Genomic DNA, 22859 nt, shown 5'->3' with positions numbered 1-22859 from the left:
CAAGCAAAACAATATTGCTCACATCTTTAATTCCATCCCGAAATTAAACTGATTGTTTAAGTAAAACGTTTTAACCTCACGGTTATTTGTACATCAAACAACTTTAAATCATCTTATCACAAACTGATATGAAATGTCAACGATTTTACAACTACGGAGTAGCAGTAGCCGAAGGTGACGCAGTTGTGGTTGCCGTAGCACTTGGCGACGCAGATGTTGTCGCACTTGGTGATGCGGTTGAATTGGTCTTTTTAACCCAAGATGACAAGAATGACGAATCTTCGTTGGTATACATACTATTGTATGCTGCGCCAACCATATATCCGACTATTCCGCCCAAAACAAACGCTAATATCACGAACGCCACATGCCCCAAATGGCTAGATGGTTCTTTTCCATCCATAAACCCCTCCTAAATATTTATTACTTATATATTAATTCTATATGGTTTAAAAAACAATGCAATAGCTTTTTCACAACTTATCCCCAGACACTAAATGAAAATGCAAATGTTTTGAGTCCTGAAAACCACCACCATTGGTGATTATGCGATAATTTATAGCCTTGAGATTATTGTTATTAATAATTTCTTGTGCGATTTTAAAAATTTCTTCAATTATCGCCAGATCTTTTAGCTCAGTAATATTTGATATATGAGTTTTTGGCACAATCACTACATGAAAAGCCCAAGATGGTTTAGTGTGAAAGAAGGCCAGTACCATGTCTGTCTCTTTGATAATATTGACCTTAATCTTGTCATTTAAAACAAAATCGCAATAAAAATCACTGTTTCCATCATCCATATTCCATCTCCCATCCTCTGATTTGGTGGACCTGAGGAGACTCGAACTCCTTACCTCAGCAATGCGAATGCTGCGCTCTACCAGATGAGCTACAGGCCCATTTCTAACATTATTTTAGCACAAATGGAGAATAAACGCCACGACCAGTGTAGAGGCGGGCTTGTCAAATCTATTTTATTTCATGATTAAGGTGTGGCTGTCGCGGTCGGAGTTGGGGTTACAACCGGCGTTGTGGCTATAAATGAGTTTAATACCGTTGGAATTGCATCAATCGCCATCCCAACCAACTCGGTCGTACCAGATTCACGAGTTGCTTGCGAATTTACTACCACCGCGTACTGGTCAGTCTGCCCTACCAACACAGGCGCGACCCCACCACTTATTGTTGCGGCACTAACCAAGGCAGTGTAATTTGCGATTGAATACACGTCAAGAGCTAACAGCGCAATGCTGTCCGATGCGCCCCCAACAGGCATCACAAAAATTATATCTGCCACCGGACAATTTGTAGCAGTGCAAACCGTGCCGTCCGAGTATTTAACCGTTTTCCATGTACTAGGAAGGGTTAGATTAAATCCATACGTAGAGTTTTGATATTTCGTCGAGGCGCCGGTTTGATCCGAGCTTGCTGGCGTTGATGATGAACTGGTGGCATTGTTCTGCTCTTTTACGTACCAAAACGTCAGCCCACCCACCAGCGCCAGAATTACCAACCCAATAATCAAACCAATGTACCCACCGGTTTTTTCAGTCTCAACTTTGGTTACGTTTAACGGATAAAACTCGTGAAAAGATTCATGTTTTTCCACAGGCAAAACATGTAAATCCACTTTTTCAGCTTCGGCTTTTTTGCTATTTTTCCGATTGACTTTTGGCGAAACATTATCGTCTGCTTTTGGATGTGTTGTACGACGATGTAAATTTTGTGCTTGTGGCATTTCCCCTCATTTCTCACTCTTAATTATGACACAGGCCGCTGGATTTGTACAAGTTGCGCCGCCTGGACACATAAGAATATGATTAAATTAAGGCCAAGATGCTAAGCCATTTTCGGAGGAACTTATGATGCCTGATGGGCAGGAGTTAGTCCTCACAATTCCGGAGGGATCGCCCCCTCCACAACTAGATCGGGTAGATGACAGCCCGAGACAACCAAGGGGCAGATACTTCTCCCCAATCGTTCAGTTCGCATGGGGCTCCGCGCTTGGTTTCACCGGACACTATCACGCCGACCAGCCCGATTGCTTCCATGCAGGAACCCCCTCTCCCCTAGAGGAGATCCCACAGTAGCTCGACCCCGCCTGCGACGTTCGCAGGCGGGCCTTCCTTTTTCACTATCATATTCTCCGAGCAATGTAGGGGCGGACTCATACTTGTCGTTCCGTAGCCTTGGCGAAGGAGGATGTCCGCCCGTGGGCGGGTCGAGACCCACCCCTACAAGGATTATAATGTCTGAACTTTATACCAAAATATATTCAATCGTCGCCAAAATACCCTCCGGTATTGTGGCTAGTTACGGTGATGTAGCAAAAGCAGCGGGACTACAAAACGGCGCTCGCGTTGTCGGCTGGGCACTCAGACGATTACCCGCAGAAGTTGAAATCCCTTGGTGGCGGGTGATTAATGCTAAAGGATATATTTCGATTGTTAACCCAAGCGTCACTCCCACGCAACAAAAAATCCTCCTCGAGAAGGAAGGAGTCAAATTCATTGTCAAAGAAGACCTATTCTATCTCCAAAACCCAAAATGGAATAAATTCTAAGCGATTGACGTAGTAATTAGTTAAATTTTATGTTAAAATAAGTTTTGACAGACAGTCGAAAAGTTAAGGGCCTGTAGCTCAGTGGTAGAGCAATTCCTTTGCAAGGAAGAGGTCGGAGGTCCAAATCCTCTCAGGTCCACCAATCACAAACCCATGCTCGAGAATCCGCCTAACAAGACGACGATTCCGAGCATTATTAGTATAATACCGGCGATTTTCCAAACAGCCTGTGCCCCGCCGGGAAAATTATCCATCCATTCTGGATTACCAACAGACATCAAAAGTCGGTCGGTATATTTGATCAACAAATACCCAAGCAGAATAGCAATTGGGCCAACAAATAATCGACGTAAGATAATCATCCACATAGTTCTAATTTAGCACGATTTAGGTCAAAACAATAATGGCCACGGCAATAACCAAAAATTGCGTAGCGATGCCAAGTAATTTATTTTTCTCTAGCCCGCCATCAACCAGCTCATGCAGATAGTGAAAAATTGAGCCAAGTTTGGAAGTGCGAAACCATTTTTTCCACCACGGCGCGTTGTCAAATAAATCCGGTAGTGTTGCCCCAAATGCGCCAACTAATAAACTCAGATTCCAGTGGCTGATATACCAAAAATACAAAAACAGCCCTGTGCCAACCACGACCTCGGCAATCACCACTAATAGGTCGTGGGTCGAGGTATGATCTTCGGTTGAACTTTCTAGTAGCGCTGCATCGGTGTGCGGAATTAAATCTAATACAAAATGACTAATGAATCCGAGCGCAAAAACTGCCGGCAAGCCTAAAGGCGCCGCTATTTTGCCAATAGCCGATCCGGTTAATATATGTGGGGTTGATAGCATTTTATTTTACTAACTCAATTTTAATTCCAACAACGCCATACTTCTTTTCTTCATCAACAGAGTAGAACTCTCTGACATCTTGAATCAGCGCGGATTTTGAATGATTTCCGAACAACTCAGGGGGGAAATCCGTAAATAAATCATCAAAAGTAGCGTAGCGAAAAAGTGCTTTGATTTTTGTCAGGACTGTTTGCTTAGGATCGTTTCTGGATATAAACAGCACGTCATCCCCGATATTAAGACGCTGTCTCTTTTCGTCGCATATTCTAGACTCGATAATCTTTTGTCCGTTTCGTATCATATCAAACTGACTCTTCGCCAGCCTCATTTGGTACGTGTTCATAGATTATTCTTTCACCACAACAGCGGTGCCGTAGCACAATACTTCGGTGGCGCCTTGCATCACTTCGTTGGCATCGTATCTAACTGCAATGATGGCGTTTGCGCCCATAGTTTCGGCGTGTTTGATCATAATATCATACGCCTCTTGTCGCGTTTTCTCACACAACTCGGTGAATAAAGAGATGTTTCCACCAAATAAAGTTTGGAATGAAGCACCAATGGTGCCAAACATTGAACGAGAACGAACAGTTACCCCGCGTACTAATCCCAAATTTTTGACAATTTTCTTGTCCGGTAGTTCCAAAGCAGTGGTTACATTTGCATGATCCATATTCTCTCCATATTTATTATCTTATTACGCGTTTAACATATCATATTGCACGGTCTTGCTGAAAGCGTCAGAATTTGTTATGATATTAACATCAAACACGGGCGTATAGCTCCCTCCTTCGCCAAGGCTACGGAAGGGCAGGCAGTTGGTTAGAGCGCGTACAATGATATTTACAACTGAAAATCTGTTATCTGGTGGGCATAAAGGGCGTATAGCTCAGTTGGTTAGAGCGCGTCACTGATAATGACGAGGTCCATGGTTCAAATCCATGTACGCCCACCAGATAGGCGATTTCTCAGTTGTAAATAATTTCGCGCGAAGCACGAAATATAATGACGAGGTCCATGGTTCAAATCCATGTACGCCCACCAGATTATCAATTACACAAAAATCCCCTTGATTTGGGGATTTTTGGATTAACTAGTTGGTTACTGGTTTTGCTTTTCTAGCCACCGCCGCTAGCAACACACCGTGCTCATTTACCAACTGCGATGCCAAGGTACTCTCGTCATATTTATGTCTATTACGCTCAAAATACACCTCTAAAAACGGCTCACAGCATTCAGGGTTTTGCCCAAGCCAATCTGCCACTTCTTCACAATATTTGGTTGCTATCAGTCCAGTTAAATTACCTTCGGCTTCATACCTTTGATCAAGCTCATTTAGAAAACTCACTGACATTTCGGTAAGCTCGCGAATTTTTTTCTCATAAGCATCATCCTCCGCGTACATTCGACCATATTCCTCATTCGTTGGCTGCCGACGTTGACCATCCGGACTAGGTGCACCATTTTCTACCACTTCGACTCCTTTTCTTCAAGAATATCACATCACACAAAAAATCCCCAAATTAACGGGGATTTTTGTTTTATAGAACTATTTACATCTTATTTGTGGCCAATCTTGCCCTTCCGAAGCTCCAAGGAGCGTAGGAGGGTGACCAGTTTCCGAGAGTGTCACTCCGGTTCCTGCAAGCAGGACATCGGAGCGATCGACCTAACCTACCAATTTATCTTGCGACAAAAAGGGGCTAGACTCCTTAGAAAGGAGGTGATCCATCCCCACCTTCCGATAGGGATACCTTGTTACGACTTCGTCCAGATTACTGATCCTACCGTGGGACCTAAAAAAGGTACTTCGGGTATTACCAGCTTTCGTGACGTGACGGGCGGTGTGTACAAGACCCGAGAACGTATTCACGGCCGTATGGCTGACCGGCCGTTACTAGCGATTCCAACTTCATGAAGGCGAGTTGCAGCCTTCAATCCGAACTGAGGACAAGTTTGGTGGGATTAGCTTCAGCTCACGCTTTCGCAACCCATTGTTATTGTCCATTGTAGCACGTGTGTCGCCCGAGGTGTAAGAGCCACGCTGACTTGACGTCATCCCCACCTTCCTCCGACTTAACGCCGGCAGTTTCGTATGAAAAATACAACATACGACAAGGGTTGCGCTCGTTTACGGACTTAACCGTACACTTCACAGCACGAGCTGACGACAGCCGTGCAACATCTGTCACCTGATTCCTTGCGGCACGGTCCTGTTTCCAGGACTTTCCAGGGATGTCAAACCTCGGTAAGGTTCTTCGCTTACCGTCGAATTAAACCACATGCTCCACCGCTTGTGCGGGTCCCCGTCAATTCCTTTGAGTTTTAAGCTTGCGCTCGTACTCCCCAGGCGGCTGACTTAACGCGTTAGCTACGGTACACCACGGGTCGATACGTCATATACCTAGTCAGCATCGTTTAGGGCGTGGACTACCGGGGTATCTAATCCCGTTCGCTCCCCACGCTTTCGTGTCTCAGTGTCAGGATAAGCCCAGCAGACTGCTTTCGCCATCGGTGTTCTTCCTGATATCTACGCATGTCACTGCTACACCAGGAATTCCATCTGCCCCTGCAAACCTCTAGTAAGTCCGTATCTTCAACATCCCCCGGGTTGAGCCCGGGTCTTTAATCAAAGACGCAACTTACAACCTACACACGCTTTACGCCCAATAAATCCGAATAACGCTCGCACCCTACGTATTACCGCGGCTGCTGGCACGTAGTTAGCCGGTGCTTATTCTGCGGGTACTTTCAAGATTACTCCCCGCCAAAAGAAGTTTACGACCCGAGAGCCTTCATCCTTCACGCAGCGTCGCTGCATCAGACTTTCGTCCATTGTGCAATATTCCCAACTGCTGCCACCCGTAGGTGTATGAGCCTTGTCTCAGTCTCATTGTGGCTGGTCATCCTCTCAGACCAGCTACCCGTCGTTGCCTTGGTAGGCCATTACCCCACCAACTAGCTGATAGGAGTTGGGCCACTCCAGAAGCGCATAAATGCTTTGATCTTGCGATAACATGCGGGATTACCCACCCTTTCGGGCGGCTATCCCCCACTTCTGGGTATGTTCCCAACCATTACTCACCCGTCTGCCACTGTCCTTGCGGACCGTTCGACTTGCATGTGTTAGGCACGCTGCCAGCGTTCATTCTGAGCCAGGATCAAACTCTCCAAATAGATCCCTAAGGATCGAATTAGATGCTTGTTAGCTCTAAAATTAAAAAACTTATTCGGAAATCTTTCGCCGACCAACTTTCGTCAGCCTGCGATGGTCAATTGACCACAAATAAAATGTAAAACGATAAAAATCAAATTATTAAAGTTCGCAACAATCAGCAATACGTCATCGTATTGCTAACGTTTCAAAAATCTCTTTTATTCAAAGGACTTATTCAATTTATCAAAGTCGCGACCATTTGTCAACAGATGATAGAAAAGAAAACGGGCGAGGGCTGCGCAATGCAGCTCCCGCCCAATAACCCCGGTATCACCCGACCTCGCCGGGGTAATGCCCTTGCTTCTCCATCCGCGGAGGGTCTTCGACTTCCACAACCTCCGCGAAGTCAAACCGAGCAGCCCCCACCTTCGCCGGCCGCGGCGGCTTGTCGTCCGCATCACCATCTGCCAACGGGATATCAACCGGATCGGCCGATCCCGCTCGATAAAACGGTGCAGACGGGAAGACATCGCCCCACGTCTTCGGTCGCGACGGAGCCTCCGACTCCGGTCCACTGCGATAGGGAGCGTAGGTGAACCTAACACCTCGGATCCTATCAACCTCTTGCGTGATGGCATAAGCCTGATCTTGATCGATTTCATCGTCGCACACGACAACGAAACTGTACGACATTGTGCTCATCACCTCCCTTCCCTCACCAGAAACGACATACCGACCTACAACGTCACGGGCTCATTGCTCGGCGCGAAGCGATCAGTGCCCGCTGTGCGCCACGGTGGCCACCCCTCAGCCTCCTGAGCGACCTCGTCCAACTGCTCGCGAAACCAATTGCCACCGCTTGCCACCCCGCCGGCAACCGCTGCCAGACCTTGCTGGGCTAGCACTCGCGGCCGAGACTCTTGAGCAGCGCCTTCCTCAGCCGCCGCGGCACTGCGGATCTGGAACGGCTCGAGAACGAACTCGATTCCGTCCATTTCCCGCAGATGGGCGACCACCTTCTGTGCTTCAGCCATCGTTCGCGCCTTCAACCCAACGGTGGCGCGATACCCGTGATCAGCCATGCGCACCTCCCAGAGGTATGTGATTTCCATAATTGTTTTACCACAAAACAGGATAAGATGCAATGATATTATCCATTTCCTCCCCTAATCAGCTCGACTATTTCTTTGTAATTATCTCGTCAATGATGCCGTAGGTTTTGGCTTCAAGTGAGGTCATATAATAATCGCGCTCGGTATCGTGCGAGATTTTTTCTAATTTTTGCCCGGTATTTTCGGCTAAAATTTTATCTAGCTGTTCGCGGGTTTTGATGATTTCTTTGGCGGCAATGTCTATTTCGGTCGCTTGGCCTTCTGCCCCGCCCATCACTTGATGAATTAAAATTTTGCTGTTTGGCAATGAAAATCGCTTGCCTTTGGCGCCACCGGCTAGCAGAAACGCGCCCATTGACGCCGCTAGACCAACGCAAATAGTCGAAACATCCGGCTTTATCACCCGCATGGTATCGTAAATGGCCATGCCGGCGCTAACCGATCCACCCGGGCTGTTGATGTATAGCTGGATATCTTTTTTTGGATCTTCGGATTCTAGAAATAGCATTTGCGCAATTACCAAATTGGCGATAACATCATCTACCGGCCCACCCAAAAAGATAATGCGTTCTTTGAGCAAGCGCGAATAAATATCGTAGGCACGCTCACCATACTGCGATTTTTCAATTACCGTGGGGATTAAATAGGACATAGGGCTCCTTGGTTTCTAATTTTTATGCTCACGAGTTGTCATTTCGACTACTCGACATTCGAGTCGAGGGTGGCTTCCTGCCCTCTTAGGGCGTAAGCCCGGAGGGAGAAATCTCAAACAAGAATTTGAAATTTGAAATTTGAAATTTTTAATGATGGAATTGTTGTTATCGCATAGATTCCGGATCATGTCCGGAATGACAGGGGGTTATTTAGTTGATTCTGCTTTGATTTTATCTAAAACTAATTTTACCGCGTCTTTGTCTTCGGGATCAATCTTTTCTGCCTTCATTATTTCTCCCAACGCTAATCCAATGGTGGCATTTTTGATCGCTTGATCGTTAGCCTCTTCGCGCAGCTTGACTAACGATTTACCTTGGCTCTCTAGGTATTGACTAAACTGAGTGTCATTGGCACCCATGCGCTCTTTCATGGTGTCTATAATGCGATCGATTTCGCTTTCCACAATCGATTTTGGCAAAACCACTTTGGTGCGCTTAACCAACTCTTCTAAAATTAGCACCTCGTCTTTATTTTTGGCCTCTTCTTCTGCTTCAGCTTCCAGCTGCTCTAAAATAGCAGATTCAATTTCAGTCATGTTCTTTTTGCCAAAGTCTGCGGCGAATTTCTCATCTAATTCAGGTAGGTTGATTTGTTTAACTTCAAGTAATTTGACCATAAATTGAGCTTTCTTTTTGGCTAAAGTTTTGTCGCGATAGTCTTTTGGAAAAACGATGTCAAAGGTTTTTTCTTCATCCACTGACATGCCCACAATTTGGTCTTCAAATCCCGAGATCATCGTATTATCGCCCAAAACTAGAGGATGTTCGTTACTCTGCATTCCTTCGTGTTTGACGCCATCTACCGACCCGGAAAAGTTAATTCGCACAAAATCTTTAGTTTCTGCCGGACGAGTAACCGCTTCCAGCTGAGATCGCTCTTTGCGCAAGTGCTCGAGCACTTTCTTCACATCCAAGTCAGTTACTTTTTGGGCATCATTCTTTTTTATTTTGATATTGTGCCAATCTTTGATTTCAACTGTTGGTAAAATATCTACCTCGGCGTTAAATTCAAGCTCCGGATCAGATTTTGCCACCGTAACGGCGGGCTGATGCAACGGGTGTAAATTGTGTTCCAAAACCGCTTCGTAATAATAATGCGGAATGGCTTTCTCTAGCGCTTCCGAAGTAATACCGGCCTTGCCAATGTGTTTTTCCGCCATCACTGCTGGCACTTTGCCAGGACGAAATCCGGCTAGCTTAATTGTTTTGGCAATCTCTACCAACGCTTCCTCGTAAGCTTTTTGCCACTCTTGCGCGGTTAAGGTGATGGTAATTTTGACTCGAGATTTCGGTAGATTCTCTAATTTTGTCTGCATTATTTTCCTTTGTTTCAATAGTCAATTATAACTGATTCCGATCGATTTGACTAGCATTGATATCGATCTATTATTGCAGTACAACCCAAGACCGCCTGTCGTTTTTATGATAGTTGATGGTGCTTAATAGCCGCTGAGGGTTAGATAAGAAAATTAGCGTGGCATACTGGGATTTTTGTTTTGAATCCCAAAATGCGATTGGCATATTTATCTGTTCGCCGTATTTTTGAGCTATCTGGGCTATCTTTTCGGGCGTTAAATGATGAAAATATAGCACATTTTCAACTTCAACTTTTGCCATCACCGCCCCCGACGACTGTTTTAGGTAAATTTCATCGCCACTCATAATTTTGCGATATGGCAAGGTAGCCGACCGCGACAATCGAATATCAACCGACTTATCGCCGGTCAAAATATGATTAATCGCTTCCCCCACAAACACTGCTAAATGTGTGGCCATTTATTACTCACTTATACCATAGGTGTAGCGAGTTAAGAGCAAAAAGTCAAGTTACTCATCTAATATTGTGAGAGCTGGAAGGGATTTGCCGGCTAGATAATCCAGACTGGCACCACCGCCGGTTGAAACAAAAGTCATTTTATCGGCCAACTGATGCTGATTCAAAAACCCAACCGTATCGCCGCCGGCAATTACGCGCGTAATTTGTGGTGAGCGAGCCAAGACATCGGCAATCATTAGCGTGCCGCGACTAAACCGCGGATCTTCGGTTCGTCCCAAATTACCGTTCCAAAACACCGTTTTTGCATCTGCCAACGCATCTTCAAACTGCATAATAGTTTCGGGCCCAATATCGCAAATCGAATCTCTGTCCCACGCATAATCGGTTGGTAACATAATTTTGTCTTCATACCGCTCAAATATATCGTTGGCTTGAGTGATAAAATCCGGATCAACCAGCGATCTTTTGACATCAATATTTCTAGATTTGAGAAAGGTGTTAGCCACTGCCCCGCCAATCAAAAATTGATCAGCCAGGGGTGCTAATTTCTCGATTATTGGCAGCTTGTCTTCAATTTTGGCGCCACCAATAATGAACATCAGTGGCTGATTTGGGTTATCTTTGATGTTGGATAGATATTGGATTTCTTGCGCCAAATGCAGCCCCGAAAAATGTGGCAACAGCGCCGATACACCGACCGTCGAGGCATGTTCTCTGTGCGCTGTGGCAAAGGCATCAAAAATAAAAACGTCGCCATGTCTGGCAATTTCGGCCGCCAATTTTGGATCGTTTTTCTCTTCACCTGCATCAAATCGGATATTTTCTAGCAGATAAACCTTTGGAAAAATCCCGTAAACACCTAAATTGTTGATTGCATCTTGTTGAACAATTTCAGATGTTGCGGATGGGTTGTCGGACAATTTTTGGGCCAAATAGTTTGCCACTTCTTGCATTGTTAGCGTTGCGTCTACGCCAACCGGCTTACCACGATGTGCCAAAATAAGAATTTGTTCGACATTTTGCTGCAACAGACGTGAAATAGTGGGGATTGCCGCATCAATTCGGTTTGTATCGGCAATTTTACCATCATCTAAAACCGGTACATCAAAATCGAACCGACAAATGATTCGTTTATTTTTAACGTCAGATTCGGTAAATATTTGCATTATCTAACCTTTTTACACAGCTCAACAAATTCTGATGCCTTTAAACTGGCGCCACCCACTAATACACCGTCGATTGCTGTTAGACTAGTAAATCGGTCAACGTTTTCGGCAGTAACGCTGCCACCATACAACACTCGTGTTTCTTTGCCCACAACCTTTTTAATTTCATCGCAGACCATTTCGCAGTAAACCGCCTCGGACGCGTTGCCGGTGCCAATTGCCCAAATTGGCTCGTACGCAATTACTAACTTCTCGTATTCGGCTGGCTTGATTCCAGCCAGCGACTGATGCAATTCATCTATTACCAGCCCAATACTACGGTCAGATTTGGTTTTTTCGCCTACGCACAAAATTGGCGTCATTCCGTTTTCCAGTACCGCCTGCACTTTGTCGCTGACAAATTCGTTTGTTTCATGAAAATGCTCACGGCGCTCGGAATGTCCCACAATCACAAACTGGCACAGATCTTTAACTTGCGCCACCGAGACTTCGCCAGTTAGTGCTCCAAACTTATCTGGATGGCAGTTTTGCGCTCCTAAATAGATATGCCTGGCCGAAACCTCTAAGATTGACGCGACTTCTTGCAACCAAATGTACGGCGGGCAAAGCACCACATCTACCCCACTTAAGTCGTGCAACTGATTGCGCACCAGCGTTGCCAACACACTGGCATCAGCCAAAGTGGTATTCATCTTCCAATTTGCCACAACCAACGGTTTCATCGTTTCAACCTTTTCTTGATTTCATTATATTCCATAATCAACACTTCCGCCAAACGAATACTGTCATGATACAACGGCTGTTTTGAATTTGATACTGAATCTAATTTGATCCGCACGCCCTCAATTATCGATTGCCTGGTAGAAATCACTTTAATCGATCCCAATTCGCCTTCTGGGATCTGGTTTGATCTAACATGATTTTTGTTCACCAACGCAAAATTAACGACATTCTTCCCAACCACCTCTACAATTTTTTCGATATGATTCTGAACCGAATATCCTTCGGTTTCGCCACGCTCGGTCGAGATGTTGCAAACATAAGCTTTAACCGCCAACGAGCTTTTTAGCGCCTTAGTGATGCCCGAAAAAAGCAAAGGCGGAATTACGCTGGTGTACAAACTACCCGGGCCAATAATAATTAGATCGGCCTCAAGTATCGCCTGTACCGCGGGCGGATAAACACGCACTGAATGAGGCAGAAAGACACGATCTATTGGGTCATCGTGCCCGGCAAGACTAATTTGCTCCTCGCCTACCACCACTTGGCCGGATTTTAATTTGGCGTTTAATTGGATATTTCCTAAAGAAACCGGCATTACCCGTCCAGTAATACGTAAAATTTCGCTCAGTCTAATGATGGCACGGTCAAAACCACCGGATTGATCTGCCAACGCTACCATCAGCAGATTTCCAAGCGCATGCCCCTTTAACCCGTCACCTTTTTTGAAACGATAGTTCATTAGTTTGGTTAAAACATCCTCATCCGGTGAAAGCGCGGCGATGCACTGACGAATATCTCCCGGTGGCAACGTGTCATAAAGTTTTCGCAATCGTCCGCTACTCTGCCCATTGTCCGTAACGGCAACAATAGCAGTAATGTTTGGCGTAATTTGTTTTAGCCCGCGTAGTAAACTAGACAGGCCGGTTCCACCACCAATTGCCACCACTTTTGGTGCCGAATCGGCATAAAAATGCGGATCAGTTGGGCTATATTTTAGATAATGCCACCATTTGTCAAACAATGTTTTTGTGCTCATACCTAATCAAATTCGTTACTTCAGCAATAATTAAACGTGACGCGTCCCGACATAATTTTTAATTTTAAAGGCTAAATTTTAAATGAATAAGAACCAAATGTTTAAATTTTAAATAGTTCCTTATTTAGTCATTTAAAATTGGCTACCTTTCATTTGAAATTAAAAATTAAAAATTAAAAATTCTAATTTTGTAGATTTCTCCCTCCGGGCTTACGCCCTAAGAGGGCAGGAAGCCACCCTCGAGACAAGGCTCGAGGAGTCGAAATGACAGATTGCGGCATTTCTCATCATCCGATCATGGATGCCAACTGGCGATAATAATTTGCTTCGCTAGCTAATCCAAGTTTAGTGGCAGCCAAGGTTGCCTGGGCAAAATCAGCGTTGCTCTCCGCTATTTCCATTGCTTGACGATAAATTTCAGCCGCTTCTGGCAACTTTGCTTCCTCTGCCAGCATCCCAGCAGACAAAAGCTCTGCGCGCTCAATCAAATGCCTCACTTCCTTCTGATACGCCACTCTAACCACTGCAACCGTTGCGTGCTCAGTTAGAAATGATATGTAGCGCTTAAAAACCGGCATTCGTTCTTTGGGATAAAGTGAATTTAAATACTGTTGATAAATTTCCGGCACTTGATCGGTTTGATGGTCTTGGATTGCCATCTGAATAGCCTGGTCAAACAACTCACCTCGAATAGCCAGCTCAATCGCTAACGGTCTGAAATTTGCCTTCAGCGCCCGCTCCACTAACTCTTGGTACAAAAATTTGGAATCTTTATTACCAATATGATCAATATGATCCGCGGTCAAGGTTAAAGTTTCTTTAACCAAACCGGCCTTTTCCGCCGCATAAGCAGCTTTTTCGTACTCACGACTATTAGTAAACTGTTCAATTGCCTTTGAATATAAGTTTTTGGCAACTGTCGGATTACCTGTTTGATCGGCAATTTCAGCAGCAGGCAACCACATTTCAGCTTGAGTATACAGTTGAAGCGCCTTTTCGTGCTCACCGTTTTTAGAGTAACAGCGCCCGGCATCGCCAAACGCTCTGACTTTCATAAAATTTACCGCGGCTTGATCATACACACCGGCACTTTCAAACAGCTTGGCAGCGTCTTCAGTACGATTATGGTGAATATATATTGGCGATAACGCAGAGGCAATTTGCCATAGTAATGGCTTTAACTTTGGGTTACTAGTCAAATTGTCTTCAACTTTTTTACGCAAGTTCTCCAAAAACGATAACCGCGCATTGTCATCGGACATTTTATTAAGCACTATATTAAGGTCGATCATTACTTCCGACCCAGACGGTTCGTCAGCCATATTGCCTCAATTTAAGCATAGCAAAGTTCATGTCTCCTGTCATTTCGCCAAATTGCCCAAACAATCAAATTAGATGTTTTATGATAGCCTTGGTTAGCTTTGGGCCAACAACTGACGCAATTTCTAACTCTGATGCTTGTCTAATTTTGGCCACCGAGCCAAAATGTTTCAACAATTTTGTCTTAGTAATTTTGCCAATACCGGGAACGTCATCTAATTCAGATTTAATGATAGATTTCTGATGCAATAAACGATGATACGCAATGGCAAATCGATGGGCTTCATCGCGAATTGACCTAATTATTTTAATATCCTTAAAATCTGTCTGAGTTGAAAAATACAAATCTTCGCCTTTTCTGTCTGGACCTTTGGCAATGCCAATTATTGGAATTTCGACGTTAAATTGATCTAAAACCGCCTTAACCGCCGAAACCTGGCCTTTGCCCCCATCGATAATGAAAATATCGGGCAGACTCCACTCATTGTCAGCAGAAAAATCGTTGGTGACAGCGTTAACCAGCTCTTCCGCACCATCTGGCCGAACGTTAGCCCTAATTAAACGGCGGGTAATTGTCTCTTGTAACATGGCGTAATCATCGGGCTGAAAAACGCCACGAATTTTGAATTTTTTATACCGCTTTTTGTCCGGCTTTCCGCTGGTAAATACCACCATCGACACAACCGCTTCTTTTCCAGACAGGTTAGAGACGTCAAACCCTTCCAGACGACCTGGTACGCCCTCAACATTATCCTCGACCCGAATATCGTCAACGTCTAAAATTTTTGCCGATTGGCGCAAGTGTTGAAGGGCAAGGTATTGGTTGCGAACAACGGATGCCTGTTCGAACAACTGTTTTTTTGCCAGCTGATCCATCTCTTTTTTAAGTTGTTTAATTAGTGTTTGCGTATTACCTTCCAACATCATTACAATTCGCGAGATGGTTTTGGCATATTCTTTTTGGTCGATATTTCCGGCGCACGGCGCGCTGCACCGTTTGATATGATATTGCAAACACGGTTTTTGGGGCATAATGTTGCATGATCGATAGGGGAAAATACGACGGATCATTTTGAGTGCCAAGCGCAGATTTTTTGCCGAAGTGTACGGACCAAAATAGCGCACTTTTTTTTCATCATCCAATATCTGATTTTTGCGAATCAGCAACAGTTTGGGGAAATCCGAGCCGTCAGATGAATCTAATTTAACGTAATAATAACTTTTATCATCCTTCAAACGGGTATTATATTTTGGCAGCAAACGTTTGATATAGTTTGCCTCGGCAATTAATGCTTCCATACCCGAATCGCACAGCTCAAAATCAATCGTAACCACCTGCTCAACCATTTTGTAAATTAACGTGCTTCGATTTAGCTCTTTGGCCCAGTACGATTTAACGCGGTCGCGCAAGCTATTGGCTTTGCCCACGTACATAATTTCGCCCAACTCACCTTTAAAAAAATACACCCCCGCCGTTTTTGGTAGAGCTTCAATTTGCGGTTTAATATGAGTTGGTATTTTCATAGCCAGATTATAACATAAAAGAAACACCCGGGCGACGAATCGTCCGGGTGGATTTGGACCAGGAAAGTCACATCAGGTACGTCCGAGGATCCCCTGAATGAGATGGGTAGCTGAAGGATCTTCACAACCCACAACACAGAGGTTTCGGTGTGGGAAGCTACTATTAGCCATCTCTTTCCTTTTCTGTGCGTACCAATCTGCAACTTCCTTGGCACAGTGTGCGATGTCACCGTCCAAGAATCGGTGCCCGTACACAACCTTAGCTGCGGTTGTCGTGTAGTGCGCGTCGAGAACATTAGGCAGCCCCTTTGGCTTACTTGGGACATTGAGGAACGCACCACATGCTGGGCACACCAGAGTGATCCGTGAGTTGGGTTTGTTCGAATCGATTGGAATGATTCGGTTATGCTCAACTCGCAATACCGAGTACACCGTAACCTCGGTAAAGTGTATATCGGAGCACACAACAGTTACATCTGACATTTCAGGCATTGCAGTCTCACCTCCCTCCTAACAAAACAAATGCGTCTGGGCGTGGTCCATTACGGAGTTGAGAGTGACTCAGCGAGGATTCGCTGCGCTTCCATCATCGCCTCGTATGGCACTACATTGGTATTGGTTGGCCAGCGCAGGTCGTTGATTTGGTAGTCGCCGGTAACGGTCTGTAGCCATATTCCAGCGAACCACTTCGCCACCATTACCAGGCCTTCGCCCTCTGTAGCTTCGAGAAACAGGTGAGGAGCGAGCTGCGTTCCACGATGCTTTCGCCGCCAGCTGTTGTACGTACCCAGGTCATTTGGTAGTTGATCAGCAACCGGCGGCGCCTTGATGTACTCACCACAGCCCGGGCAATTCCAACCACAACTCCGGGTGTCATCACCGAAACCGCTAGTGAAAACCACCGGGTGGACAGCGGCTTCGGCCGGATAAGCCAGAACTATCGGCGGCTGACAGAACGCAACCACAAATACCTCGTGTGCGTACCTTGCGAACATCGTCTGCTTCGGCATTGCTCTGCTCACCTCCTCCAAGAGGCACAGAATGAATTGTCAGGTGCTGTCACAATCTTGGATTGGTCGTATCCAGGAGCATGTAGAATGACCACATAGTCATGGTCAAATTACATACATCCCGGAAAATGCCCGATCCCCAGTACAGCGCGGTAACAATGAACCACCCTACCGTTACCAACGTCCACTCGCACGCTCGCCTGAACCGCTCACCATACCTCGGCGGTGAGAAGTACATGAACGCGGATGATGCAAACAGCACGATCACGAAGATGACAACAAAGTCCATCCGCCCCCTCCTCTACGCGGAATATACGGTGCTGATGATGAGATTATAGCACAATTTTAGTTTTTTGCTAAGTAATTGATGAGATCTTTTTCTTTTATTAGCTCGGTTTTACCATCGGGCAAAACAATTTCGACGCATTTTGTCGCTTGCGTTTTGGCACTAACAATAATCCGAATTGGCGATCCAATTAAATCGGCATCAGCAAATTTATTCCCAGCCGAAACAGCGCGATCATCATATAAAACATCGGAGATATTTGACAACATTAACACATTATAAATATCTTCACCTAGTCCTTCGCTCAACTCAATCAGATGGATTTTGAATGGCGCCACGCTCGCCGGCCAAATCATTTTACTTTTTTCCAGATCTCCGTAAACTTCAACAATTGTGCCCACCAACCGCGTGATACCAATGCCGTAGCTGGCGCCAAGCACTTCAATTTCTTCACCGTTCTTATTTACCACCGTTGAATGCATTGGTTTGGAATATTTGTTGTCGTATCGAAAAATATTCCCCACTTCGATAGCGTTTTTCTTAATAATTTCGCCAGAGCAAAACTGCAAAAATTCCGGATCGTCTTCCTGCACAACCTCTTTATTCCACGCTCTATCCCCAGCTTGATTGAGGTAGATAGTATCCTCGCCATTTTCGGCTAACACTTGAAATTCGTGCGATCGATATTTGGTGAATACCCCGCCGCTTGCATCAGTATAAATAGCGTTTAGCCCGCAACGCGAATAAATTTTCAGATAAGCTTGTTTTACCAAATCGTAATACTCGATTAAATCCTCGGCAGTTAGATGAAAACTGTACAAATCTTTCATCATAAACTCACGCCCACGCAGCAGGCCGGATTTGGCGCGTGGCTCATGGCGAAACTTGGTTTGAATTTGATAAAACGCCCTGGGCAAATCTTTATATGATTGTACAAAATGACGAAAAACATCTTGAGCTACTTCTTCGTGAGTCGGCCCCAAGCCAATTGCCTCATCTTTTAAATCGTACATAATTTCTTTAATGCCCTCGCGCCGGCCGCTTTCTTCCCACAAACTATGCGGTTGCAACATCGGCATCAAAACTTCACTAGTGTGCGGCAGACGATTCATCTCTTCACGCACAATGGCGCTAATTTTTTGCACCGCGCGCAACGCTAACGGTAGCAAGGTGTATATGCCCGCTAACTCTTTATCAATATAGCCACCACGCGTTAATAGAATGGCATTTTTTGAGACCTCGCCGCTTGGTGTCTCTTTTTTGGTTGTACCAAAAAGTTGAGTTTGTTTCATTTGATTAACTAGCTTCGTTTTCCTGTGAAAATGCGACTAAAGCCTCCATTGCATCGCCCCAAATATGAATATTACTTGGACTCACACTGATTGTCATTCTGACCGGTTTATCATCTTCATACATCACCGAAATTCGGCCCGGATCAGCGCCTTCTTTTAGAAATTTGTCCAAAGTATCCGATGGATTTGAAAAATCAACACGATCGTTAAATCTCGGATGTTTTTCTCTGTAGTTATTCAGAAACTGGCGCGCGACATCTGCCCATTTTTCAGTCTCATCTCGCCATTCTTCAGATTTGATGGCCTCTTTCGTATCCAAAACGTCTGCACCTAGAGTTTCACCCATTTAATCCTCCCGATTGTTTCATTTGATTAACTTTAATATATCACGATAGGTCACAAAAACGAACAACAGCATCAGTAATGCAAATCCGGTTAGATGAACGATGTTTTCTATCTGCTCTGAGACAATCTTCTTACCAAAAATTTTATTTAACAAAATGAATAGTATGCGACCGCCATCAAGCGCCGGAATTGGTAAGATGTTGAAGATGGCTACGGCAAGCGATAGTTGAGCGGTGATCAGCAAAACATACACCCAACCCATTGCCGCAAACTGTGCCACCATGCCAAAAATCCCAACCGGACCACTTAATTGATCCGCCGAAACGGCCACGGTAGTTTTTAGTCCAAATATCCCCCCAACCAAACTGCCTAAGAACTGAAAGTTTGCCACAATGGTGGACCAAATCACTGTGATAGCCTGCCACGGCACCTGCCACCAGCGCTCGTGGACAACATCGGCCAGCGAAAAACTACCGGCCGAAACGCCCAGCGGAGTATCAGAATTGGCCAAAGTGACGGTTTTGGTCTGCTCAAAACCATTGCGTTTAATTTTTACGGTTACGGATTGATTTTTATGCGAAGTAGTAAAGTTGTGCAGCGTTTCAGCGTTAGACATTTTAACATCATCAATTTGGCTGATTACATCACCGGCAGTCAATCCGGCTTTTGCAGCCGCTGAATTTTGCATTACTTCGGAAATAAATATGGTGTCTGACCCTTTGACTGAATTTGGCAACCAAAGCACCACCGACAGCACCACCCACGCTAACAACAGGTTCATGGTTACCCCAGCTAACGAGATTAACACCCGAACCCAAGCAGGCTGCTGGCTAAACGAGCGTGGGTCTGCGCTAGTGCGCTCCTCACCAAGCATTTTTACGTATCCCCCCAAAGGAACTGCGTTTATCACATATTTGGTCTCGCCGATTTTTCGGCTATATAATTTGGGCGGAAAACCAAAACCAAATTCCTCAACTAAAATTCCGGATTTTTTGGCCACCAAAAAATGCCCCAATTCATGCACAAACACAATTAGACCAAAGATGAGGATAAATATTACAAGTGTTATTACTAACGTCATTGTGCCAAGTCTTTCTGAAGCGAATACTGCTACTCAAATGCCTAATGTCTAATTACTAATTAATTATTAATGACTAAATGTCTAATGGTGCTTTTAGTAATTAGGAATTTGACATTGATTAGACATTAGAAATTAGTAATTAGAAATTTATTAAACCGTCTGCAAATCTTGTTCTTTTAGTTTAATAATTTCTTCAATTTTGTTGTTATATTCATCAACAATTTTGTTCAACTGCTCTTCGGTGCGATATTTATCATCCTCTGTTACATCACCCTTTTTGAAACCTGCTTGCGTAGAATCCCATGCCTCTTTCCGGATATTTCGAATGACTACCCTGGTTTCCTCACCCATTTTATGCAGCATTTTGATTAACTCCGTACGGCGCTCCGTTGTAAGCGGCGGTAAACTAAGCCTAATTACTCGCCCATCGTTAGTTGGATTCATCCCCAGCTCGGCCTCACGAATTCCTTGCTCAATATCGTTTAATGCCTTCGGGTCCCACGGCTGAATTACAATCAGAGAGCTTTCTGGAATTTGAATGGTTGCCACTTGTTTTAGCGGCGTTTTTGCACCGTAGTATGTTACCAAAACATCCTCAACCATTGCCGAATTTGCTCGGCCGGTACGCAGCGACTTAAGCTGCTCTGACAAATGATCCACGGATTTGGTCATCTGACCTTTTATCTGAGATAATGTTTCTGGAAGCATTTTTCCTCTCTTTTGCTTAAAGCATAACAAATTTGGGGAAAATATCAAACCGAAATTTTTAATTTTTTTTTGAATTTGGTGCTTAGAATTTTTTGGTGGAGAGTTAAAATGGCTAGAATTGTAAAATATTTCTTATTGCTCATATGCTTGAGTATATTTTTCATCCCCGCCAAATTATATGCGGCTGATATTAATTTAACCTTAAACAAAAACGGAGAAGTTACGAATGCCGAAACAGGTGAATCGTTAGGGGAGCTTCATCGTGGTTGGCGGACAAATGTATTATTTGTTCCGATTCTAACAAATCTAGATTCGGGCCCAACAGATACTATCACTATTACCAGTTCCGATGGGATAATTGATTCAGTTAATCCAAAATTATACGCCATCCATGGCGCATCCAGCCAACAAATTTCCAGTTCTCCACAATCTCGCAGTTGGTTTGTAAATTCTATGTATGGTGGGCAAATTACCATTGTGGCCGAGGTTAAAAGTGGTATTTTTAGCGATCCGATAATTTGGAGAATTTTATCCGCCCTCAGCAATATCCCAGATCCCGCATGGGTAGCAATGGGGCTATTGCTACCGTTAGTTTTGTTAACCTCTCTTGCTCTCAGGCGTCGGTTACGCGTCAGGATAACTGACATTGATTCCAACATTCATCCAGAGATACTAAACACTTCGCCCGGTGCTTTAACCGTGCTAATCCGAGGATTCGTCTCTCGGCGTGCCAGTGCGGCTACTCTAATTGATTTGGCAATTCGCGGTCATATTAGAATACTTATTCGCGATGATAACGTAGTGATGTATCGCGATAAAGGCCGCGATGAGCTTCGCAATCACGAATCATTTATGATGGAACGATGGTTTAAACAGAGCTTCAACTCCACCGGATACCAGCTATCCAAAGAGATAAAAACGCAGATGATTAATCAGCAAAGTAAAACTGCCAACTTGGCAATTTATCAAGAAGTCGAAAGCTACGGCTGGTTTAAACCCTCGCCACTGGTAACTCACTGGAGGCTTTATATCATTACGTTCTTACTTACTGCCATCTTTGGCACCATCTTTTTATCCGCCTACTTATTCTTGCCATCTGCTACACCACTGTTGTGGTTTTTAGGCGGGGTAATGGTTACTTGTGCCATTTTATATTCCTCTACCCCAGGTATTGCTCGCATGAGCCCACACGGCTCAGACGTACTAGCAAAATTAATCTCCAGCAAATCAGTTTTGACCTCAAAAATCCCTGTGCCCCCATCTTTGGTAAATCAGAACGCATGGGAACAGTATTTGCCATTGGCAATTGTGCTGGGCGTCACTCCACAGTGGCTTGGGCGGTGGAAAGATGCTGAGTTTAGACAGCCATCATGGCTAATGACACCAGACCCAATTCGTGATTTTGACCAGTTCCAGCAATATATTGCACCGGTATTAAAAGTTGCGTCTGAAAGTATTAGAGACACCATTATGCCAGCGTATTTGTAAAGGTGATATGAACAACACGTTAGAAAAATTTGCTACTCTTGCTTCTTGGCTAATGTTATTCGGCCGAGGCATTTTACTGAGCGTAATTCTGTTGTTGATAATCATGCGTTCATTAATTACTGCCGTTAAAGTTGATGGACACAGCATGGATCCAACACTAAAGGATAAGCAATGGGTGCTGGTAGATTTAGTTTCGAAAAATTTCAATTCGTGGAACCGTGGCGACGTGGTCATTTTGCGATTCCCCGGCGATCCGTTAAACACATGGTATGTAAAACGAATCATTGGCATCCCGGGCGATCAAATCAAAATTGTAGATGATGTTGTTTATCGCAACAATCAAAAAATCACCGAGGATTATTTACCTTCGGGATCAATCACCTTTACGGGCGTGATCGATATTGATGGCACCGTGCCAAATGATCAATATCTGGTATTAGGCGACAATCGCCAAGTCAGCAACGACTCTCGCTTCTTCGGTTACGTACCAAAAGAAGACCTTTTTGGAAAGGTAATTGGATACTAAAATGCTACGAGCTGTCAATTCGACCATGTCGGAGAAATCTAGGAAAGAATCCGATCCATAATTTTAAATTTTAAAGGCTAAATTTTAAATGAATAAGTGCCGAATGCTTAAATTTTTAAAAGGTTCCTTATTTAGTCATTTAAAAATTGGCTACCTTTCATTTGAAATTAAAAATTAAAA

General features: G+C 44.5%; 26 protein-coding genes, 3 tRNA genes and 1 rRNA gene. 5 read left to right on the top strand and 25 right to left on the bottom strand.

Annotated elements, in window-relative coordinates:
* Positions 1 to 151: 151 nt before the first annotated feature.
* From WC773_00150 to WC773_00135, 4 genes are all read right to left on the bottom strand, one after another.
* Complete coding sequence (locus WC773_00150; GenBank protein ID MFA6081816.1) at positions 152 to 403, bottom strand: hypothetical protein; 252 nt, start codon at positions 401 to 403, stop codon at positions 152 to 154.
* 70 nt (positions 404 to 473) lie between these two features.
* Positions 474 to 803 (bottom strand): HIT domain-containing protein, encoded by a 330-nt coding sequence (locus tag WC773_00145; protein MFA6081815.1) that lies wholly within the window; start codon positions 801 to 803, stop codon positions 474 to 476.
* A 23-nt stretch (positions 804 to 826) separates the two neighbouring features.
* Positions 827 to 902, bottom strand: a tRNA-Ala gene (locus tag WC773_00140).
* Between the two features lie 86 nt (positions 903 to 988).
* Positions 989 to 1741 carry a hypothetical protein gene (locus WC773_00135; protein ID MFA6081814.1) on the bottom strand — a complete coding sequence of 251 codons (753 nt, stop codon included), beginning with the start codon at positions 1739 to 1741 and terminating at the stop codon, positions 989 to 991.
* A 510-nt stretch (positions 1742 to 2251) separates the two neighbouring features.
* On the opposite strand from WC773_00135, the gene WC773_00130 reads away from it, so the two are divergent.
* Together WC773_00130 and WC773_00125 are read left to right on the top strand one after the other, a co-directional pair.
* Positions 2252 to 2566 (top strand): MGMT family protein, encoded by a 315-nt coding sequence (locus WC773_00130; protein ID MFA6081813.1) that lies wholly within the window; start codon positions 2252 to 2254, stop codon positions 2564 to 2566.
* Between the two features lie 67 nt (positions 2567 to 2633).
* Positions 2634 to 2708, top strand: a tRNA-Ala gene (locus WC773_00125).
* A gap of 1 nt (position 2709) precedes the next feature.
* On the opposite strand, the gene WC773_00120 is transcribed toward WC773_00125, so the two are convergent.
* From WC773_00120 to WC773_00105, 4 genes are read right to left on the bottom strand one after another with little or no spacing between them, the layout of a single operon-like run.
* Positions 2710 to 2934, bottom strand: a complete 225-nt coding sequence (locus tag WC773_00120) for a hypothetical protein (GenBank protein ID MFA6081812.1) — start codon at positions 2932 to 2934, stop codon at positions 2710 to 2712.
* Positions 2935 to 2953: 19 nt separating this feature from the next.
* The gene (locus tag WC773_00115) at positions 2954 to 3415 is read right to left on the bottom strand and encodes a hypothetical protein (GenBank protein MFA6081811.1); all 462 of its coding nucleotides are present in this window, start codon (positions 3413 to 3415) and stop codon (positions 2954 to 2956) included.
* Between the two features lies 1 nt (position 3416).
* Positions 3417 to 3758 carry an ASCH domain-containing protein gene (locus WC773_00110; protein ID MFA6081810.1) on the bottom strand — a complete coding sequence of 114 codons (342 nt, stop codon included), beginning with the start codon at positions 3756 to 3758 and terminating at the stop codon, positions 3417 to 3419.
* Positions 3759 to 3761: 3 nt separating this feature from the next.
* The gene (locus WC773_00105) at positions 3762 to 4088 is read right to left on the bottom strand and encodes a YbjQ family protein (GenBank protein ID MFA6081809.1); all 327 of its coding nucleotides are present in this window, start codon (positions 4086 to 4088) and stop codon (positions 3762 to 3764) included.
* Between the two features lie 205 nt (positions 4089 to 4293).
* Between WC773_00105 and WC773_00100 the strand changes: the two genes are divergently transcribed.
* Positions 4294 to 4370: transfer RNA gene (locus WC773_00100), tRNA-Ile, on the top strand.
* A gap of 138 nt (positions 4371 to 4508) precedes the next feature.
* Here WC773_00100 and WC773_00095 read toward each other — a convergent pair.
* The 17 genes from WC773_00095 to frr all read right to left on the bottom strand — a co-directional run bounded on the left by WC773_00095 (position 4509) and on the right by frr (position 20665).
* Positions 4509 to 4889 carry a hypothetical protein gene (locus WC773_00095; protein ID MFA6081808.1) on the bottom strand — a complete coding sequence of 127 codons (381 nt, stop codon included), beginning with the start codon at positions 4887 to 4889 and terminating at the stop codon, positions 4509 to 4511.
* Between the two features lie 242 nt (positions 4890 to 5131).
* Positions 5132 to 6592, bottom strand: a 16S ribosomal RNA gene (locus WC773_00090).
* 310 nt (positions 6593 to 6902) lie between these two features.
* On the bottom strand, positions 6903 to 7274 hold the full coding sequence (locus WC773_00085; GenBank protein ID MFA6081807.1) for a hypothetical protein: 372 nt from the start codon (positions 7272 to 7274) through the stop codon (positions 6903 to 6905).
* Positions 7275 to 7309: 35 nt separating this feature from the next.
* Complete coding sequence (locus tag WC773_00080; protein MFA6081806.1) at positions 7310 to 7717, bottom strand: hypothetical protein; 408 nt, start codon at positions 7715 to 7717, stop codon at positions 7310 to 7312.
* A gap of 34 nt (positions 7718 to 7751) precedes the next feature.
* Positions 7752 to 8336, bottom strand: a complete 585-nt coding sequence (gene clpP, locus WC773_00075; protein ID MFA6081805.1) for an ATP-dependent Clp endopeptidase proteolytic subunit ClpP — start codon at positions 8334 to 8336, stop codon at positions 7752 to 7754.
* Positions 8337 to 8543: 207 nt separating this feature from the next.
* Complete coding sequence (tig, locus tag WC773_00070) at positions 8544 to 9713, bottom strand: trigger factor (GenBank protein ID MFA6081804.1); 1170 nt, start codon at positions 9711 to 9713, stop codon at positions 8544 to 8546.
* A gap of 70 nt (positions 9714 to 9783) precedes the next feature.
* Complete coding sequence (locus WC773_00065; protein ID MFA6081803.1) at positions 9784 to 10173, bottom strand: hypothetical protein; 390 nt, start codon at positions 10171 to 10173, stop codon at positions 9784 to 9786.
* 51 nt (positions 10174 to 10224) lie between these two features.
* Positions 10225 to 11340 carry a phosphoglycerate kinase gene (locus tag WC773_00060; GenBank protein MFA6081802.1) on the bottom strand — a complete coding sequence of 372 codons (1116 nt, stop codon included), beginning with the start codon at positions 11338 to 11340 and terminating at the stop codon, positions 10225 to 10227.
* The gene (gene tpiA, locus WC773_00055; GenBank protein ID MFA6081801.1) at positions 11340 to 12062 is read right to left on the bottom strand and encodes a triose-phosphate isomerase; all 723 of its coding nucleotides are present in this window, start codon (positions 12060 to 12062) and stop codon (positions 11340 to 11342) included. The genes WC773_00060 and tpiA overlap by 1 nt, the downstream gene beginning before the upstream one ends.
* A complete protein-coding gene (locus WC773_00050; GenBank protein ID MFA6081800.1) occupies positions 12059 to 13099 on the bottom strand; it encodes a gluconeogenesis factor YvcK family protein in 1041 nt (346 codons plus the stop codon). The genes tpiA and WC773_00050 overlap by 4 nt, the downstream gene beginning before the upstream one ends.
* A gap of 287 nt (positions 13100 to 13386) precedes the next feature.
* Positions 13387 to 14421, bottom strand: coding sequence for a hypothetical protein (locus WC773_00045; GenBank protein ID MFA6081799.1), 1035 nt, complete (start codon positions 14419 to 14421; stop codon positions 13387 to 13389).
* Between the two features lie 64 nt (positions 14422 to 14485).
* Positions 14486 to 15943 carry an excinuclease ABC subunit UvrC gene (locus WC773_00040; GenBank protein MFA6081798.1) on the bottom strand — a complete coding sequence of 486 codons (1458 nt, stop codon included), beginning with the start codon at positions 15941 to 15943 and terminating at the stop codon, positions 14486 to 14488.
* 542 nt (positions 15944 to 16485) lie between these two features.
* Positions 16486 to 16953, bottom strand: coding sequence for a hypothetical protein (locus WC773_00035; GenBank protein MFA6081797.1), 468 nt, complete (start codon positions 16951 to 16953; stop codon positions 16486 to 16488).
* A 345-nt stretch (positions 16954 to 17298) separates the two neighbouring features.
* Positions 17299 to 18531 carry an aminoacyl--tRNA ligase-related protein gene (locus WC773_00030; GenBank protein ID MFA6081796.1) on the bottom strand — a complete coding sequence of 411 codons (1233 nt, stop codon included), beginning with the start codon at positions 18529 to 18531 and terminating at the stop codon, positions 17299 to 17301.
* Between the two features lie 4 nt (positions 18532 to 18535).
* Entirely contained in the window at positions 18536 to 18877 is a 342-nt protein-coding gene (locus tag WC773_00025; GenBank protein ID MFA6081795.1) for a hypothetical protein, read from the bottom strand.
* An 18-nt stretch (positions 18878 to 18895) separates the two neighbouring features.
* Positions 18896 to 19957 carry a M50 family metallopeptidase gene (locus WC773_00020; protein ID MFA6081794.1) on the bottom strand — a complete coding sequence of 354 codons (1062 nt, stop codon included), beginning with the start codon at positions 19955 to 19957 and terminating at the stop codon, positions 18896 to 18898.
* Between the two features lie 150 nt (positions 19958 to 20107).
* Positions 20108 to 20665, bottom strand: coding sequence for a ribosome recycling factor (gene frr / locus WC773_00015; GenBank protein ID MFA6081793.1), 558 nt, complete (start codon positions 20663 to 20665; stop codon positions 20108 to 20110).
* A gap of 108 nt (positions 20666 to 20773) precedes the next feature.
* Between frr and WC773_00010 the strand changes: the two genes are divergently transcribed.
* A complete protein-coding gene (locus tag WC773_00010) occupies positions 20774 to 22153 on the top strand; it encodes a hypothetical protein (GenBank protein ID MFA6081792.1) in 1380 nt (459 codons plus the stop codon).
* Positions 22154 to 22160: 7 nt separating this feature from the next.
* Entirely contained in the window at positions 22161 to 22679 is a 519-nt protein-coding gene (lepB, locus tag WC773_00005; GenBank protein MFA6081791.1) for a signal peptidase I, read from the top strand.
* Positions 22680 to 22859 lie beyond the last annotated feature (180 nt).

The sequence above is a fragment of the Patescibacteria group bacterium genome, from assembly GCA_041660565.1.
In the GTDB taxonomy this organism is placed as follows: Bacteria; Patescibacteriota; UBA1384; order CAJBMM01; family CAJBMM01; genus JBAZWC01.
This window is presented reverse-complemented; position numbering and strand designations above follow the sequence as displayed.

Coding starts and splice junctions, on each gene's coding strand:
- WC773_00020 (MFA6081794.1), bottom strand. CDS start 19,957: ATGACGTTAGTAATAACACTTGTAATATTTATCCTCATCTTTGGTCTA.
- lepB (MFA6081791.1), top strand. CDS start 22,161: ATGAACAACACGTTAGAAAAATTTGCTACTCTTGCTTCTTGGCTAATG.
- frr (MFA6081793.1), bottom strand. CDS start 20,665: ATGCTTCCAGAAACATTATCTCAGATAAAAGGTCAGATGACCAAATCC.
- WC773_00050 (MFA6081800.1), bottom strand. CDS start 13,099: ATGAGCACAAAAACATTGTTTGACAAATGGTGGCATTATCTAAAATAT.
- WC773_00010 (MFA6081792.1), top strand. CDS start 20,774: ATGGCTAGAATTGTAAAATATTTCTTATTGCTCATATGCTTGAGTATA.
- WC773_00120 (MFA6081812.1), bottom strand. CDS start 2,934: ATGTGGATGATTATCTTACGTCGATTATTTGTTGGCCCAATTGCTATT.
- clpP (MFA6081805.1), bottom strand. CDS start 8,336: ATGTCCTATTTAATCCCCACGGTAATTGAAAAATCGCAGTATGGTGAG.
- WC773_00030 (MFA6081796.1), bottom strand. CDS start 18,531: ATGAAACAAACTCAACTTTTTGGTACAACCAAAAAAGAGACACCAAGC.
- WC773_00145 (MFA6081815.1), bottom strand. CDS start 803: ATGGATGATGGAAACAGTGATTTTTATTGCGATTTTGTTTTAAATGAC.
- WC773_00105 (MFA6081809.1), bottom strand. CDS start 4,088: ATGGATCATGCAAATGTAACCACTGCTTTGGAACTACCGGACAAGAAA.
- WC773_00040 (MFA6081798.1), bottom strand. CDS start 15,943: ATGAAAATACCAACTCATATTAAACCGCAAATTGAAGCTCTACCAAAA.
- WC773_00065 (MFA6081803.1), bottom strand. CDS start 10,173: ATGGCCACACATTTAGCAGTGTTTGTGGGGGAAGCGATTAATCATATT.
- WC773_00045 (MFA6081799.1), bottom strand. CDS start 14,421: ATGGCTGACGAACCGTCTGGGTCGGAAGTAATGATCGACCTTAATATA.
- WC773_00060 (MFA6081802.1), bottom strand. CDS start 11,340: ATGCAAATATTTACCGAATCTGACGTTAAAAATAAACGAATCATTTGT.
- tig (MFA6081804.1), bottom strand. CDS start 9,713: ATGCAGACAAAATTAGAGAATCTACCGAAATCTCGAGTCAAAATTACC.
- WC773_00115 (MFA6081811.1), bottom strand. CDS start 3,415: ATGCTATCAACCCCACATATATTAACCGGATCGGCTATTGGCAAAATA.
- WC773_00025 (MFA6081795.1), bottom strand. CDS start 18,877: ATGGGTGAAACTCTAGGTGCAGACGTTTTGGATACGAAAGAGGCCATC.
- WC773_00110 (MFA6081810.1), bottom strand. CDS start 3,758: ATGAACACGTACCAAATGAGGCTGGCGAAGAGTCAGTTTGATATGATA.
- WC773_00130 (MFA6081813.1), top strand. CDS start 2,252: ATGTCTGAACTTTATACCAAAATATATTCAATCGTCGCCAAAATACCC.
- WC773_00035 (MFA6081797.1), bottom strand. CDS start 16,953: ATGCCGAAGCAGACGATGTTCGCAAGGTACGCACACGAGGTATTTGTG.
- WC773_00085 (MFA6081807.1), bottom strand. CDS start 7,274: ATGAGCACAATGTCGTACAGTTTCGTTGTCGTGTGCGACGATGAAATC.
- tpiA (MFA6081801.1), bottom strand. CDS start 12,062: ATGAAACCGTTGGTTGTGGCAAATTGGAAGATGAATACCACTTTGGCT.
- WC773_00150 (MFA6081816.1), bottom strand. CDS start 403: ATGGATGGAAAAGAACCATCTAGCCATTTGGGGCATGTGGCGTTCGTG.
- WC773_00135 (MFA6081814.1), bottom strand. CDS start 1,741: ATGCCACAAGCACAAAATTTACATCGTCGTACAACACATCCAAAAGCA.